The sequence below is a fragment of the Microcoleus sp. CAWBG58 genome (assembly GCF_020883045.1).
GTDB lineage: Bacteria > Cyanobacteriota > Cyanobacteriia > Cyanobacteriales > Microcoleaceae > Microcoleus.
On the sequence record NZ_JAHRFA010000128.1, the window covers coordinates 1 to 14,503 of the forward strand.

The following is a 14,503-nucleotide window of genomic DNA, read 5'->3' on the forward strand; positions in this document are numbered from 1 at the left end:
ATTAGAAAATCATATTGCTGCAATTTGGCGGTTTGTGCATCATTACAATGCTAATTTACAACTCTAAATGCCTACTTTTTTTTTAGTTCAGTTTATTCTCTCGATCCTTTCCTTCAGGGCACTACCTGCAAATGTTCCCGTTCCGCCTCTTCCCCAAAATACTTATAATCAATCCAGCGGTAGCCGTGGCTGGCAATTTCCCAATCAGCCTCCAACATCGCTGCCACAGCTTCGGGATGCCTTTCTAACGCCATTGCCACCCCATAAACAGTCACCGGTATCTTCCGAGAAGTAAACATCCGGTGCAGGCGCCACAAACCGGCCCGACTGCCGTATTCATAACAGGATTCCATGTTCATGTGGCGCAGTCCCGATAGGGGTTCGGCGCCGACAATCTCTGACAGAAATGTTTCCGAAGAACCGTCGCCGTGCAGGATGCAGGTTTCTCCACCTTCTTCGTAATTGATCGCAAATTGCAGTGCTATGCGCGATCGATCTGGCCATTGAGGATCGGGGGGATTTTGCCCGTAACCGACTAATTCTCGCGGATAATTTGCTGGCATATAAGTTATTTGTTAGTGGTTATTTGTTAGTGGTTATTTGTTAGTGGTTATTTGTTAGTGGTTATTTGTTAGTGGTTATTTGTTAGTGGTTATTTGTTAGTGGTTATTTGTTAGGGGTTATTTGTTAGGGGTTATTGATAATAATCAATGCCCGATGCCCGATGCCCAATTCCCGATGCCCAATTCCCAATCTCAAATTATTGATGTTGTTCGATCTGTTGAATTTCTTTAATTACCCGCGCTTTACTGGCAATTAAATGTTCTTTAATTGCTGCGGCTGCTACGGCTGCATTCTGTTAGCTGACAGCTTGAAAAATGCGACGGTGTTCGCTGCGGATTTCCAATACTCCGGGATTGTATTCCATCGTGCGAAGCCGCACTAATATCATTTTGTCAAATACCTGATCTAACAAAGTTACCAACCAAGGATTGCCGGAACTTTGGGCTAGCAAGCGATGAAATTGGCAGTCAGCGTACAGCAATTGATAATTTGTCAATTCGCCCGATCGCAAATATGTCGTACTTTCTGCCTGCAACACAATCGCTTCCAATTGTTGAACTTGAGCCGGTGTAGCATTTTGGCTGGCTCCTGCCACCGATAGCTGTTCCAAAGCAATCCGACAATCATAAAGATCCGCTGCATCTGCGATAGACAGCGTAGCGACGCGCAATCCGTGATGCGGATATGCTGTAACTAAATTTTCACGTTGCAGTTCGCACAAAGCCTCTCTCACCGGAGTCCGGCTGACGTTGAGCATATCTGCCAGTTGAGTTTCGATCAAGCGTTCTCCAGCCGCTAATTCCCCCGACAGGATAGCAGTTCGGAGAGCTTGATAAGTCTGTTCGTGCAGAGATTGAGTGCGGCGAATCGCGCGAAATGAAAGACCCAAAGTCAGTTGTCCTTAAGTTAAAATTAGAGTTAATACTGTTGTTAAAAATTGTTAATTCAGGCTCATCTCTAAGATTTTTATGTTAAATAACAGTTTGGTTGGGCTGACTCGTTTTCAATGATACATCACATTGACGCTGGTGTAGCAGGACTGTCGGGAAAGCGCGCGAAATTCGGTTGCATCGGACATCTTGCACGCCTTGTGAAGCGGGTTATTTGGAGCCTATTCGTGGGAGGGGGCGGGTTTATTTAACCTGTTTGCTACGTTTTTACTCCTTGGTGAACCCGCCCCCTCCCACTAAATAAACCCGCCTCCACCCCTTGCTTAAAAGCAGAACTGAGTGCGAAGATTGCCCACAAACACGGTGGGATTGCCATCAAAGTTGTTGGCATTAAAGATAGCGTAGAATGCCGGGACGATCGCAATATTATTAGTAATTGGGTAATAATACGAACCCTCTACCTCGTACTGAGTACCTCCATTGCCACCGCCCGAGAGCAAAAACCTGCGACCCGAGATATAATCGTGGGGAACCACAAATGAAAGCACGCCCAGCGCGCCCTGTTTTCCCAGATCCGGAAATCCCATCCCAACTTGCAAAGATTGTACTTTAATGTCTCCGCCAGAGCGATCGCGATTTACCGGATTTACCTCAAGCTGGCCGTAGGAATACCGCCCAAACAAACCAAAATTCCGGCTCAACAACCAATCAAAATTAACCACAAAAGTATCGGCACCGGAGTCTCTAACTCTTCCCCCAAAACCGTCATCCGCATAACCGTAAGGCAGCGGTTCGCCCACAGCACCGCCAATAAATCCATTATAAGGTTTGAGGCTCGATCGCGCGTAAAGCAACCGCAGATTGAAAGAATTGCTGGGGGCGTATTCCAACTGCGCTGTCATCGTGTTGGAACTGTTGAACAAACCATCCCTGGGATTGCTAGCAGTATTATATACAGCAGGATTCAAAAATTCGGTATTTTCAGCCATATAAGCAGCCGTAAACCTGAGCGGTTTGGCAACTTGCCAAGTGACAGCAGCGCCCGATCCGCGATCGACTGCATTTAACAATGTACTTCCATTCGAGTTAAAACTCGTTGCCCCTTTCAGAAAAAATGTGAAACGGTTGCCGTCAAAATATCGATAATAATTCAATCGCGGCCCGATCGCAACTTGGACTTTATCTCCGACGGGAAACGTGTAGGACATCTCGCGAAGTCCCACAGCATTAGCCGTTGGCGCACCAGTTTGATCTAAAAAAGGACTTCCCCACGAGTTGTAAAAACCACCCGAAACTAATTCGTTTGCAGGCGAGTTGCCGTTGCCAAAAACCAACTGAGTTACGAGGGAATCTTTGCCAGTAAACGAAGTATTTAGAGTCAGGAAAGCGTAGTAACTAAAAGTAGTTTCAGGCTGCCCGCGCTCAACGCGAGTCGGTCGGTTGTTGGCATCGCGAGTCGGGGTAGCAAAGGGGCTTTCCGGGGCGGTGCGGCTGCGTTCTGCGGTGATATCGCCTGTCGGAAATGCTGAGGTGAGGTTGAACCAAACCGTCGCATTGAGTTTTGTGGTAGTTGAGAATTGATTCGATTCTAAATTCGCCGTGCGAGCTTCTAATACATCGATTCTACCGCGCAGCGTTGCTAGTTCTGCGGCAAATTCTTCTTGCAGTCTCTGGAGTTTCTGTAAATCCTCTTTTTTAACTAAATTCGAGGTTCCTGCTGTTATCAACTCAGCAACTTTATCGAGGCACGCATTCAAACCTGCGGCGAATTCGTAGCGAGTCATGGCTCGATTTCCGCGATAGGTGCCGTCGGGATATCCAGCTATGCAGCCGTAGCGTTCAACTAATGATTGCAGTGCTTGAAATGCCCAATCTGTGGGTTTAACGTCGCTGAGTTGAGAAACTGAGGTGACTTGTTCCATCTCCGGCGAGGCGGAAGGATTGGTTGCTTCTAAGCTGTCTGCCTGGACTTGGGTGATGTTTGTCGGTGCTGGTTTTTCTGGGGTTTGAATTGATTCTGATAAGAGGTTTGATTCGCTGGATTCTTGAGTTGCTGTATCTGTCGGTTGCAGATTATTTGGTTGGGAAGCTGCGGCGACTTCCGATTTTTTGTTTGTTGTTAGTTCCGGTGAAATATCTGCGGTTGATTCTAGAGTTTGCGTAGGCTTTGTCTCTGTGGAATTTGGCTCTACCGCAACTGGCCATCTAGTGGATTTTTCGGATGCTATATTTGTCTGCTTGACATCGTTGGCTTGAGAAATTTCTGCTGTTTTTTCGCTGTTTGTCGCGAGGGAAATACTCTCGGGTTTTTCTGGCTTTTGTGGTTTGGCATCAGCGATTATTTCTGGCGTTGATGCGGGATTTGGTGCTGTTTCAATTTGGGCGATCCTCTTCGTTGGCGTAGCCCCCGTAGGGGCGGGCTTCGCTAACGCACTTTGTGACTGGACGGCATCAACCAGCGGTAAGTCGGCTGGCGAGGCTATTGCTTGCTGAGTTTCTGTAGCGGCAACTTCCGCAGCAGAGCTTGCCGGAGAATGCAGCAGGCTCATACAAATTAGTGCTGGCGTTGCTGTCAGCAGGATTTGGGAATAAAAATTTTTAGACATTATCCTCACACCGTAAATATGTATGTTCAATCAAATTGTTTGTAGTAATGACTTTAGTCATTATTAAGAGAGGACTGAAGTCCTTACTACGAACCTTTTTAGGACTCTTTGTCCTTATTACCAACTTTTGAGGACTGAAGTCTTTACTACGAACCGGGATGCGGACTGAAGTCCTCACTACAAACCGAAGTAATCATTTTAGTCAGTTTTAAGTCAAGGGTTTGCGATCGGCAGCAGGAGGTAAAGCTCGCTGCTCTAGAGGAGGTAAGTAGCTTTCATCAAATATCTTATTGACTGGGGGAGCTTCTATTTTTAAGGCTCCTGCTACTTGTTTTGCTGTCGCTTCCAGACGAGTTGGATCGACTCCGCCCAAGCCAACTTTTTCAACTTCGGGAGAGATATAGAGTCTTTCTAGGGCGATTTGCAGGCGGCGCTTTTCGGCGTTTTTGTCCATCAAGCTATCTGCCGCTTTCGCTACCGACTCCAATCCGGCTGCTGGATCTTTTAATGTGTCTTGCAGTCCTTTAAAATACGCTCTCAAAAATCCTTTGACTACTTCGGGATTCTGGTCGAGAAACGCTTTTTGACCACGATCGCATTTCCGTACAAATCTAGACCGTTCTCATTATAGTAGAATACGTTTATATCTTCTGGCTTTTTGCCTGCTTTTTCTAATGCCGGGATGATGGTTGTGGCAAATCCGCTCACTGCATCGACATCGCCTTTAATTAGTAAGGTTTCCCGCAGCTTTGGTTCCATTGTAATCCACTCTACGCTGTCGGGCTGCACCCCTACTGTTTGGGCAAATACCGGCCACAGTTTGCGCGGTGCATCTCCTGGTGGAGATCCTAGCTTTTTGCCTGTCAATCCTTTAGGATCTGCAATGTTCTTCGACTTGAGGCTGACAATTGAAAAAGCCGATCGATTGTAAGGCACTGCAACTGCTACTACCGGATCGTTGGGATTCTTGGCGTTGAACTCCATCATCGAGTAAATATCGCCAAATCCGATCTCGAATTGACCTGCTGCTACTTTGGTGATGGCGTCTGACGAACCGTAGCCCCGCTCGATTTTAACATCCAATCCTTCTGCTGGGAAATATCCTTTGTCAATGGCGATCGTCAGCGGTGCATTGTCGCCTTATGTTTTTCTGTGCCTTATGATACTATTCTACAACTATTTTGGGGGAATGTATCGGGCGATCGGATGATATTTTCCAGTTTGTATGTGGTTGCGCGTTCACTCGCCCTCATGAGCGCTGAAACGCAAGTACGTACCAAAGAGCGCTGAAGCGCAACTACGTACCAAAGAGCGCTGAAGCGCAACTACGTGCCTGAAATTTCAGTCTTGTTTCCCAATTGCTGACTCAAGGCGAAACCGCGCAATCTCATAGATTTCTGTTAAAGCCTGCTGCATTTCAGTTTCTGGGGAATTGTTGAGGCGGCGCTCCAATGCTTCAAGAATGCTGGTTTTTGTGTGGTTTTTCACCGCCACAATGAAGGGAAAACCGAACTTTTCGCGATATTCTAGGTTGAGGAATTGCAGGCGATCGAACTCTGCGACAGATAGCCGATCCAAACCTGCGCCGGCTTGTTCGTTAACCGATGCTACAGCCATTTTTGCTTTGCTTCCCAAGTCCGGGTGTGCTTGAATTAATGCTAATTTTTCTTCCCCAGTCATGGAATTGACGGCTGTTACCATTTTAGCGTGCAAGTCGGCTGTGGAGGCAAAAGGGCGATCGTCCCAAGTGCAACGGGCGACTGTGGGAGTGCGTTCAAAAATCGCGCCCAAGGCTTCTGTAAATACCTCCTGGCTCATTTCGTTGAGTTCAATGAGAGAGTATTGCATTGTCGATCGCATGAATTAATTTTAGTAGTATGTCATTCGGAGTGAAACGAAAAAAATTGCGGACTAAAGTCCTCACTACAAACTGTCAACTGTCAACTGTCAACTGTCAACTGTCAACTGACTTTAGTTTGTTCAACTTCGCCGTGGGCTTTTAACAGTGCAGCAATTTTGCGGCGGATGATGATTCCCGGCTTATCTGTCAGCATATGCTGTTCTTGTGCGATGTCGAGCGGTACGTCCCAATCTGTTGTTTCTAAAATCCGCTTGTCTTCTAAAGTAACAGCGCGATCGAAGGCGATAATATCGCTGGTTTTTGCCTCGCTTTCGGTATCGTTGCGGAGGCAAAACTGCACCATTTGAGAAGTTGAATCGTCAATCGGAGTCATGGTATTGACGATGATGTGAACGAGTCCGTTTGGGTAAGCAATCCGCAGCTTGACGGTAAACGGCAAAAACCAAATTCCGTCTATTGTCCGCACGGTTTCTGCTTGCTCTATGTTTAAGTTTTGCTGTTGTTCGGCGGGATTGGCGACACCCAAAACACTTCGGTAATGCAGTTCCCATTCTGTTTCTGTAAACTCCATCACATCGGGCGTGAGATGCTCTTCGCTGCCGAAAGTTGCGGTATGTACAAAAGTAGGATGAGCCATATCTAATTCGTTTTCCATCACCCGCAATCCCGCACAATTCCAAGGTTCGTAAAATTCGTGAATTTGGCGGTAGTTGGGGTCTGCTGCTTCGGTAATATTGGGAATCTCGGCGATTGGTTCCCCCAAACAAACCCAAACGTATCCGTAGCGATCGCAAGCCTGATAAGATTTTACTTTGTAGTTGCCAGAAATCGAGCCGTTTGGCTGTTGCGGAACGCTGACACAAGTTCCTGACGAGTTGAATGTCCAGCCGTGGTAAGCACAGGAAATGTTGCCGCTGACAACTTTTCCCAGGGAAAGTTTAGCAGTGCGGTGACAGCAGCGGTCTTCTACTGCTGCGGGTTTACCTTCAGAATCGAGCCAAAGTGCGATCGGCTGATCTAATAATACAAAAGGTTTTGGCTCCCCGGACAATTCGGCTGTGGGAATCACTGGATACCAGAATCTTTTGAAAACAGCTTGCTTGGTAACTAACATAATTCCTCCTCTTTTAAATAATAACTCAACCCATCTTCGTTCCATCCGCTACATCCGTTCCAAAATCCGTTGCCGAACTTCCTTCTTTTCAACTACCGCGATAGGTACTGTAAGACCAAGGAGAAACAAGCAAAGGTACGTGATAATGTGCGGTAACATCCGCGATGCCGAACTGAATTGGAACGCTGTTTAAAAAAGGCGGATCGGGCAAATTTTGACCAGATTGCGCGAAGTATTCGCCAACTGCAAATACTAATTCGTAAATTCCCGATTTGAACTCGCTTTCTGATAATAGCGGAGCAGCCGTGCGGCCGTCAGCATTAGTTGTTACAGTTTTTAGCAGGATCTTGGCGCCGGAGTTGGGGTCAATTGATTGTAGGGCGATCGACATATTTGCAGCCGGACAGCCGCGGGCTGTGTCGAGAACGTGAGTAGTAAGTTTGCCTGACATTATTTTCAACAGTTGACAGTTAACAGTTGACAGTTGACAGTTTGATAGCGACATCTACCTAGAAGGAAGAGGATTTGAGTAATGAATAGTCTGATTTTAATTTCTCCCTCAAATGGAGAGGCTTTCAATCCATTCTTTCAGACCAGGTTAAATGCTGATTTTTGCTCGATTTTTCCGCTAATTTTTTCGTGGTAAGATAAGAGAATAACAGAGGTAGAGCCTCTGCATATCCGTTTTCAAGAACAGCCAGGTAACCACTTTACATCCGCTACATCCCGCACATTGCTCGTTGCCAAACTTCCTTCTACTTAGTGTAACGGGCCTGCCATGATGACTTTGGCGATCGCATCTGTCACATCAGTTGGCCGTTCCTTAGCCAGTTGTTCGTACCAAAGTTGTGTCACCTGCGGATCTTTGCCGTGAATTTGTTCGGCACGCTGGCGCGCTTTTTCGACAACTGCATTCGCCCGCTGCTTGCGCTCAGTTTCGTAGCGTTTGAGGGCGTATTCTACGCCTAAATTCGTAGTCGAAAGGTAGTTGCTGAGTACCAGTCCATCTTCCATGGCTTGACAGCCTCCCTGGCCCAAATCCGGGCAGGTAGCGTGGGCGGAATCTCCCAGCAAAGCAACTCTACCGCGAACGTAGGAGTCGATCGGGCCTACGTCGTGAATTTCCGGGCGGGCGACTGTTGCGGGATCGAATCTTTCTATCAGCAATTGCACTGGTTCGGCCCAACCTGTAAAATGTTCTTTAAGTTCGGCTTTGTAATTGTCGGGATTGGCGGGAGTTCCTGTGGGTAACGGAACATCGAAGAAAAAGTAAAATCGATCGCCCGCTACGGGCATTAATGAGGCGCGCTTGCAGTCACCGACATAAATCGCCCAAGTATTTTTCGGCGCAAGTGCTTCATCCGCCGCTACTAGCCCGTTCCAATTGATATAACCGCCGTATTTCGGCTGTACTTCGCGGCCCAATACATGGGTTCGCAAAATTGAGCGCACGCCGTCAGCAGCCACCAACAAATCGCCGCGCGCTTTGTCTCCGTTCTCAAAAATTGCAGTTACTTTGGTTGCGTCTTCTTCCACGGCAATACATTTGCGATCGAGCTTGACTTCTCCCTTAAAAGCTGCTAATAACATTTGTTGTAAGTCGCGGCGCGCCACCGGATAAGGACGCTGACCGACTTGTTTAATTAGTGGCATTAAATCGATGTCATTTAGCAGTTGACCGATTTTGGTGCGGTATTCCATGCGCTCCATTTTTCCGCCAATTTGCGCCATTTTTTCGCCTAAACCAAGGCGGTTGAGAACTTTGACGCCGTTCGACCACATGGAGATACCAGCGCCTGCTGGACGCAGTTCTTTGACGCGATCGTAAATTGCAACTTCATAACCTGCTTGTTGGAGGGCGATACCCGCAGTTAAGCCACCAATTCCGGCACCGATAATGACAACTTTTAAGTCGTGCATTCTGTGTTTCTCCTGCTGAGTGAAATCCTAATACATACTATTTTAGATTTTAGATTTTAGTATCGAGAATTACATCTATTTTATTTATATCAAGGTCTGTCAATCACCCGTAATACGAACCTGTTTGTAGTGAGGACTTTAGTTCTTCAGGTTTGTAGTGAGGACTTTAGTCCTTCTTGGATTCGGACTAAAGTCCGTACTACAAACCTAAAAAAACAACTTACACACCATACATATTAATTTGGAATTAGCCTAAAAACTTGGTTAATTCACCAAGATTTTGCCCAATCGCATTTGTCCCGCGAATGTGAGACAGGGGAGAACCTCCGTACAAAAAACTATCCAAGCTGACTTGATAATTTTGCTGCACCGCTAAATCCAGCCACAAATTCTTAAATGCCGCTCCCGGTTTGTAGTCGGGAATGTTATGCTGGTAGTAGGGAAAACTATCAAGGCAAGTATTGAAAAAGTTCTTGCGGCCGCAATGCTTTAAATACTGATATCGCGGTTTGAATTCAGTTTGATTTTGCAAGACTGTATGAATCGTATCCGCTAAGGATTCCGCGTCAAATTTGGAATAAAGACCCGCACCTTCCGGGAAAACGGGCGAGTTTCCTCGGGCGTATTGGTTGAATTCTTCAAAACAAATTACGGGTACGTTGCAACTCATGGCTTCGGTAATTCCCCGGTTTTTGCCTTCGAGGAGGGAACCCAGGACGAATGCTTGCGCCCGCGAATAATAGTTAGGGATTTCTTGATAGTAGTCAACTCGCGGCAGTAAGTTGATGTAGTCGGAGGTATTTCCTAAAATTGTTTCAACTTCGTGCAATTCTTTTAAGGCGTTCTCGTCGAGAGTTTTCAAGTTATTAACATCAAAGTCGTGACCGCTGACAACTGTTAATTTTATGAGTTTTTGCGGATACTTTTGCCGATAAATTTTTAAGGCTTTGGCAATCATCGGCAAGTTCTTTTCTTCGGAAAATCGGGCGACTGCGAGGATGTCGATGTCTTTGGCGGGGACGTTGCGAGGGGAAATTAAGTATTCGTTGATAAAGTCGGTGTCTTGTAGCGGTATAATTGGTTTGTTGGCGCGATCGGGATATGTTTCGCGAAACCACTTGGATCGCTGCGGATTTTTGTATAAACTGGAGTAAGCGTCGGCTACGGGTGCCCAGGAGTAGGAGATTCCGGGGGAATAGGTGAAGGAATGAAATACTGAGGAAAGTTGGGGAAATAGTTTATTGATGAGTTCGACTCCTTCGCTGAAGTAAATCCCTTTGATGAATTTTCCTTCGTAAAACAGCGGGGGAAGCAAGACGTAGAAACTGACTGTATCGAAGCGGTGGGGTTGGTCTTCAAATATCTCCCAGCTAAAAGCGTCTAAGTCTGCATAGATTTCGGCGATTGGTTTGTTGATGTGCGGGTTGCGTAAGTAGGGTTTTTGGCGATCGTAGTTTCCGCGTACCATAGAATTTTTAGTATGATTATTTAACTTTTTTATTTAACCGCAGAGGGCGCAGAGGGCGCAGAGGAGGAGAAGAGAGAGTTTTTTACCAGAAAAAATTGGTTGAAAGCCTCTCCCTTTGAGAGAGAAATTAAAATCAGGCTATTCATTATTCCAATCCTCTTTCTTTTAGGTAGAGGTCGCTCTCCAACTGTCAACTGTCAACTGTCAACTGTCAACTGTTATCGCCTATTGTGAGGGCGAGTTGGTAGATTTGGCGTCGGGGAATAGATGTTTGTTGGGCTAGCTGTCGGCTGGCTTGGGAACGACTTACACCTGCTGTTATTAATGTTTGCAATTCGGCTTTGATGGCGTCTTCTGAGAAAATTGGTGCGTTTGTTTGGACACCGGCAATCACTAGGGTAAATTCTCCCTGGGGTTCGCGATTGGTATAAAGTTCGATCGCACTTTCCATACTACCGCGCCAAAATTCTTCGTGCATTTTCGTCAACTCCCGTGCCAGCACAATCTGTCTGTCGCTTCCCAAGGTGTTTGCTAAATCTTGTAAAGTTTGCCGCAACCGGTGCGGAGATTCGTATAAGATAATAGTGCGCGATTCTATTTGCAAATTTTCTAAACTCCGCTGGCGTTCTTGACCTTTGGTGGGTAAAAATCCTTCAAACACAAATCTGTCTGTAGGTAATCCCGATGCACTTATCCCAACTATACAAGCGCTCGGGCCGGGAATCGGAATAATATTGATATTAGCATCGGCGCAGGCTTTGACTAACTCGTATCCGGGGTCAGAAATTCCCGGCATTCCGGCATCTGTGACGAGGGCGATACTTTTTCCTAACAGCAGTTTATCGATTAATTCCGGGAGTCGCTGTTGTTGGTTATGTTCGTGATAGCTGATTTGGGGCGTTTTGATTTGAAAGTGGTGTAAAAGTTTGCCTGTGTGGCGCGTGTCTTCGGCAGCGATGAAGTCTGCTGTTTGCAAAATTCGGATGGCGCGATATGTCATATCTTCCAGATTGCCGATCGGCGTTCCGACAATGTACAGTGTTCCTGTATTGGGATTTGCTTGCATTTTGATAAAAAGAAGGAAGGAGGCAACGGATAATGTACGGGATTTAACGGATGGAAGATGATTAAACCGCGAAGACGCGAAGGACACGAAGGAAGAAGGAAGGAGGCTTTAGGGAAGAACAGATTTAATAATAGATGTAAAAGATAATATGAAAACTGGATTGTTTTTGGGATTGGCAACTTTGGATTTAGTTTATTTAGCCTCCAAGCCTCCGGGGGAAAATCAGAAAGTTGTTGCTGTTGATTCTACCATTGCTGCGGGCGGGCCGGCGACAAATGCTGCGGTCGCTTTTAGCGGTTTGGGGAATGCGGCGGTGTTGGCGGGAGTTTTCGGCACTCACGCGATCGCCCAATTAATCCGTGCAGACTTAGCAGAGTACAATGTCAGGATAATGGATTTGCAGCCAGGGCGATCGCACTCTCCGCCAGTCTCTTCGATTATCGTAACTCAAGCAACGGGCGATCGGGCAGTAATCTCAGTCAACGCTACTAAATCCCAGGTTGACAGCCAAGCAATTAGCCAGGATATTTTAACCTCAGTTAATATCATACTATTTGACGGACATCAAATCCCAGCCAGCCAAGAAATTGCTCAACTCGCCCAATCAAAAAACATTCCAATCGTCCTCGATGGCGGCAGTTGGAAACCCGGATTAGAAAAAATATTGCCCTTCGTTGAATGGGTTGTGTGTTCGGATAACTTTCATCCGCCCGACTGTCACAATTCCGAACAAGTCTTTGCTTATCTCTCAGCAGCCGGAATTCCCAACATTGCCATCACGCGCGGCGAAAAACCAATCCAATACTTGTGCAAAGGAAGTTTTGGTAGTTTAGAAGTGCCCCAAATACAAGCCGCAGACACATTAGGCGCCGGCGACATCTTTCACGGCGCTTTCTGTCACTACATTTTACAAAAAAACTTTACAAACGCCCTAAGCGCCGCAGCTAAGACAGCTTCCGATTCCTGCAAATATTTCGGAACCCGCCAATGGATAAAAAATCTGCAACCTTAACTGAAAATTAACAAAAAAATCCGGACAAAAGCGATCGCACCCAGAAAACTCAAACAGCCAACACTCATTAAGCTAAAATAGTTATAGCAACCCTTTCAAAACTTTTCAACTCCTCTCCTCTCTTCCTTCGCGCCCTTTGCGTCTTCGCGGTTCGCAAAAAAAAATCACAAATCCAACCAGATTGCTATATTAGTTAAGCAACTTCAAGCAAAACAAAACCACCCCAAAACAAAACACTCCAATCATGCCTGACACCCAACCCCTAACCATCACACTTCCCCCTTTGCGGATTACCCTAACCGAAGAACAACAGGTTAATCTAGAATGGCTGACGCAAAACTTGCCCAACCTACTCGCAGCAGCGCCAAGCAAACCAGAAGTCCCCGACAACCTAAAACAGTGGGTGGCGGCCAACAAATTATTAAATCAACCAGATGCAGACATCATTCAAGGCCTAATAAATACAGGCATTGATGCCGAAACAGCAACCGCAGAAGTTACCAAAATATCCTCTCATCCGTACTTCCAAGCAGGCAGCCATTACGTGCAGTTATTGCAGAAACTGGAATCGCAACTCACCATTAACAATCAATTAGCAGCCCTCTCTTCCAAGTTTGGCACAATCGAACGCAAAAGCAGTCTTTCCCGAGAGTATTTTCTGGAAAATTATTACGCTAAAAATACTCCGGTAATTATTACCAACATCATGCACAACTGGAAAGCATTACAGTTGTGGACGCCGGAGTATTTGCAGGAAAAATACGGCGATGCAGAGGTGGAAATTCAAGCCAACCGCAATTCCGATCCGGATTACGAAATTAAGATACACAACCACAAAAAAACCGTTCAGTTCCGCGAATATATAGATATGGTCGTCAACGGCGGCCCTAGCAACGACTGCTACATGGTTGCTAACAACCAAACTTTGGAAAGAGAGGAATTTAAACCGCTATTCAACGACTTTGAAATTTTCCCAGAATATCTGACTCCCGACGATACCAAAGGCAGAATTTTCTTTTGGTTTGGCCCGAAAGGTACAATTACACCGCTACACCACGACCCGGTTAACTTAGTTTTAGCACAGGTATCGGGACGCAAACTGATTAAGTTGATTTGTCCGCAGCAAACACCTCTGCTTTACAATCATGTCGGAGTTTTCAGCAAAGTTGACGGTGAAAATCCTGACTATGACAAATATCCGCTTTACAGAAATGCGAAAATCATTGAGGTGATTTTGGAACCGGGAGAGGTTATCTTTATTCCTGTGGGTTGGTGGCATCACGTAAAATCGCTGGATGTGAGTATTTCGGTTTCGTTTACTAATTTTGTGTTTCCCAATTATTACGAATGGAAATATCCTCATATTAATTGGTCGTAGATTGGGGTTCGGTTCACAAAAACATTCCCAAAATCCTGTAGGTACTGTCTTGACAAGTCAAGAAGGGGCGATAGAAAAATTGAGTCGAAAGACTTTTGGGACTTGAAAACCCCAAAAGCTAAATGCACCAACTAAAGTCTTCTCTTCATCCCTTGGGCTTGTCTTGACAACTAGAATAACTTCTAGCCCTACTTATTCAGCCGATACCATTGTCCTCCATTCAAATCTCTATTCTCTCTCTGTGTCCTCTGTGTTCTCTGCGGTTAAATTATTCCCATACAACTGGGAACGATAATATTAGTTTTACTAAAGAAGGACTAAGGTCCTCACTGGCAATGGTTCCGTGAAGTAGGAGGCGAAAAGTCTTGCTAAAAGATACTCAGAAGGCATATCGAATCGTAAATAGTTGAAACCAAGAAAGACCAACTTCAAGAATTCCTAACTTGACAGCAGGAACGCTTTTAGTGGTGAAATGAACTCGAACTGGCGTTGTGTATTAATACCAATTCACTATGAAGTTGCACTTAATGTAGCTTCAAGGATATAGTCCCAGCCACAGAGTGATAAAACTACCTCGTTCGTGAGAGATTTAATGATTGTATTTACCTGTTCTTTGAGTTTATC

Annotated in this window: 13 protein-coding genes; 2 read left to right on the plus strand and 11 right to left on the minus strand. The window is 45.8% G+C overall.

What is annotated here, in order from left to right:
• Window positions 1-113: 113 nt before the first annotated feature.
• The 11 genes from QZ918_RS31310 to rsmI form a co-directional block, all read right to left on the minus strand.
• Window positions 114-563: a polysaccharide deacetylase family protein gene (locus QZ918_RS31310; protein ID WP_293342561.1), complete on the minus strand. Its 450-nt coding sequence runs from the start codon at window positions 561-563 to the stop codon at window positions 114-116.
• A 296-nt stretch (window positions 564-859) separates the two neighbouring features.
• On the minus strand, window positions 860-1,453 hold the full coding sequence (locus QZ918_RS31315) for a GntR family transcriptional regulator (RefSeq protein ID WP_293342564.1): 594 nt from the start codon (window positions 1,451-1,453) through the stop codon (window positions 860-862).
• Between the two features lie 324 nt (window positions 1,454-1,777).
• Window positions 1,778-4,060, minus strand: coding sequence for an iron uptake porin (locus tag QZ918_RS31320; protein ID WP_293342567.1), 2,283 nt, complete (start codon window positions 4,058-4,060; stop codon window positions 1,778-1,780).
• Window positions 4,061-4,268: 208 nt separating this feature from the next.
• On the minus strand, window positions 4,269-4,601 hold the full coding sequence (locus QZ918_RS31325) for a hypothetical protein (protein WP_293342570.1): 333 nt from the start codon (window positions 4,599-4,601) through the stop codon (window positions 4,269-4,271).
• A gap of 11 nt (window positions 4,602-4,612) precedes the next feature.
• The gene (locus QZ918_RS31330; RefSeq protein WP_363318780.1) at window positions 4,613-5,185 is read right to left on the minus strand and encodes an ABC transporter substrate-binding protein; all 573 of its coding nucleotides are present in this window, start codon (window positions 5,183-5,185) and stop codon (window positions 4,613-4,615) included.
• Window positions 5,186-5,401: 216 nt separating this feature from the next.
• On the minus strand, window positions 5,402-5,908 hold the full coding sequence (uraD, locus tag QZ918_RS31335; protein WP_293342572.1) for a 2-oxo-4-hydroxy-4-carboxy-5-ureidoimidazoline decarboxylase: 507 nt from the start codon (window positions 5,906-5,908) through the stop codon (window positions 5,402-5,404).
• 113 nt (window positions 5,909-6,021) lie between these two features.
• Window positions 6,022-7,035 (minus strand): aromatic ring-hydroxylating dioxygenase subunit alpha, encoded by a 1,014-nt coding sequence (locus tag QZ918_RS31340; RefSeq protein WP_293342575.1) that lies wholly within the window; start codon window positions 7,033-7,035, stop codon window positions 6,022-6,024.
• 88 nt (window positions 7,036-7,123) lie between these two features.
• The gene (gene uraH, locus QZ918_RS31345) at window positions 7,124-7,540 is read right to left on the minus strand and encodes a hydroxyisourate hydrolase (RefSeq protein WP_293342578.1); all 417 of its coding nucleotides are present in this window, start codon (window positions 7,538-7,540) and stop codon (window positions 7,124-7,126) included.
• 254 nt (window positions 7,541-7,794) lie between these two features.
• Entirely contained in the window at window positions 7,795-8,955 is a 1,161-nt protein-coding gene (gene hpxO, locus QZ918_RS31350; protein WP_293148909.1) for an FAD-dependent urate hydroxylase HpxO, read from the minus strand.
• 247 nt (window positions 8,956-9,202) lie between these two features.
• Window positions 9,203-10,423 (minus strand): glycosyltransferase, encoded by a 1,221-nt coding sequence (locus tag QZ918_RS31355; protein ID WP_293342581.1) that lies wholly within the window; start codon window positions 10,421-10,423, stop codon window positions 9,203-9,205.
• Between the two features lie 211 nt (window positions 10,424-10,634).
• Complete coding sequence (rsmI, locus tag QZ918_RS31360) at window positions 10,635-11,489, minus strand: 16S rRNA (cytidine(1402)-2'-O)-methyltransferase (RefSeq protein ID WP_293342584.1); 855 nt, start codon at window positions 11,487-11,489, stop codon at window positions 10,635-10,637.
• A 148-nt stretch (window positions 11,490-11,637) separates the two neighbouring features.
• Between rsmI and QZ918_RS31365 the strand changes: the two genes are divergently transcribed.
• Window positions 11,638-12,501 carry a sugar kinase gene (locus QZ918_RS31365; protein ID WP_293342587.1) on the plus strand — a complete coding sequence of 288 codons (864 nt, stop codon included), beginning with the start codon at window positions 11,638-11,640 and terminating at the stop codon, window positions 12,499-12,501.
• A 244-nt stretch (window positions 12,502-12,745) separates the two neighbouring features.
• A complete protein-coding gene (locus tag QZ918_RS31370) occupies window positions 12,746-13,879 on the plus strand; it encodes a cupin-like domain-containing protein (protein ID WP_293342590.1) in 1,134 nt (377 codons plus the stop codon).
• Window positions 13,880-14,503 lie beyond the last annotated feature (624 nt).

Coding starts and splice junctions, on each gene's coding strand:
- QZ918_RS31310 (WP_293342561.1), bottom strand. CDS start 563: ATGCCAGCAAATTATCCGCGAGAATTAGTCGGTTACGGGCAAAATCCC.
- QZ918_RS31320 (WP_293342567.1), bottom strand. CDS start 4,060: ATGTCTAAAAATTTTTATTCCCAAATCCTGCTGACAGCAACGCCAGCA.
- uraD (WP_293342572.1), bottom strand. CDS start 5,908: ATGCAATACTCTCTCATTGAACTCAACGAAATGAGCCAGGAGGTATTT.
- QZ918_RS31340 (WP_293342575.1), bottom strand. CDS start 7,035: ATGTTAGTTACCAAGCAAGCTGTTTTCAAAAGATTCTGGTATCCAGTG.
- uraH (WP_293342578.1), bottom strand. CDS start 7,540: ATGTCGCTATCAAACTGTCAACTGTCAACTGTTAACTGTCAACTGTTG.
- hpxO (WP_293148909.1), bottom strand. CDS start 8,955: ATGCACGACTTAAAAGTTGTCATTATCGGTGCCGGAATTGGTGGCTTA.
- QZ918_RS31355 (WP_293342581.1), bottom strand. CDS start 10,423: ATGGTACGCGGAAACTACGATCGCCAAAAACCCTACTTACGCAACCCG.
- rsmI (WP_293342584.1), bottom strand. CDS start 11,489: ATGCAAGCAAATCCCAATACAGGAACACTGTACATTGTCGGAACGCCG.
- QZ918_RS31365 (WP_293342587.1), top strand. CDS start 11,638: ATGAAAACTGGATTGTTTTTGGGATTGGCAACTTTGGATTTAGTTTAT.
- QZ918_RS31370 (WP_293342590.1), top strand. CDS start 12,746: ATGCCTGACACCCAACCCCTAACCATCACACTTCCCCCTTTGCGGATT.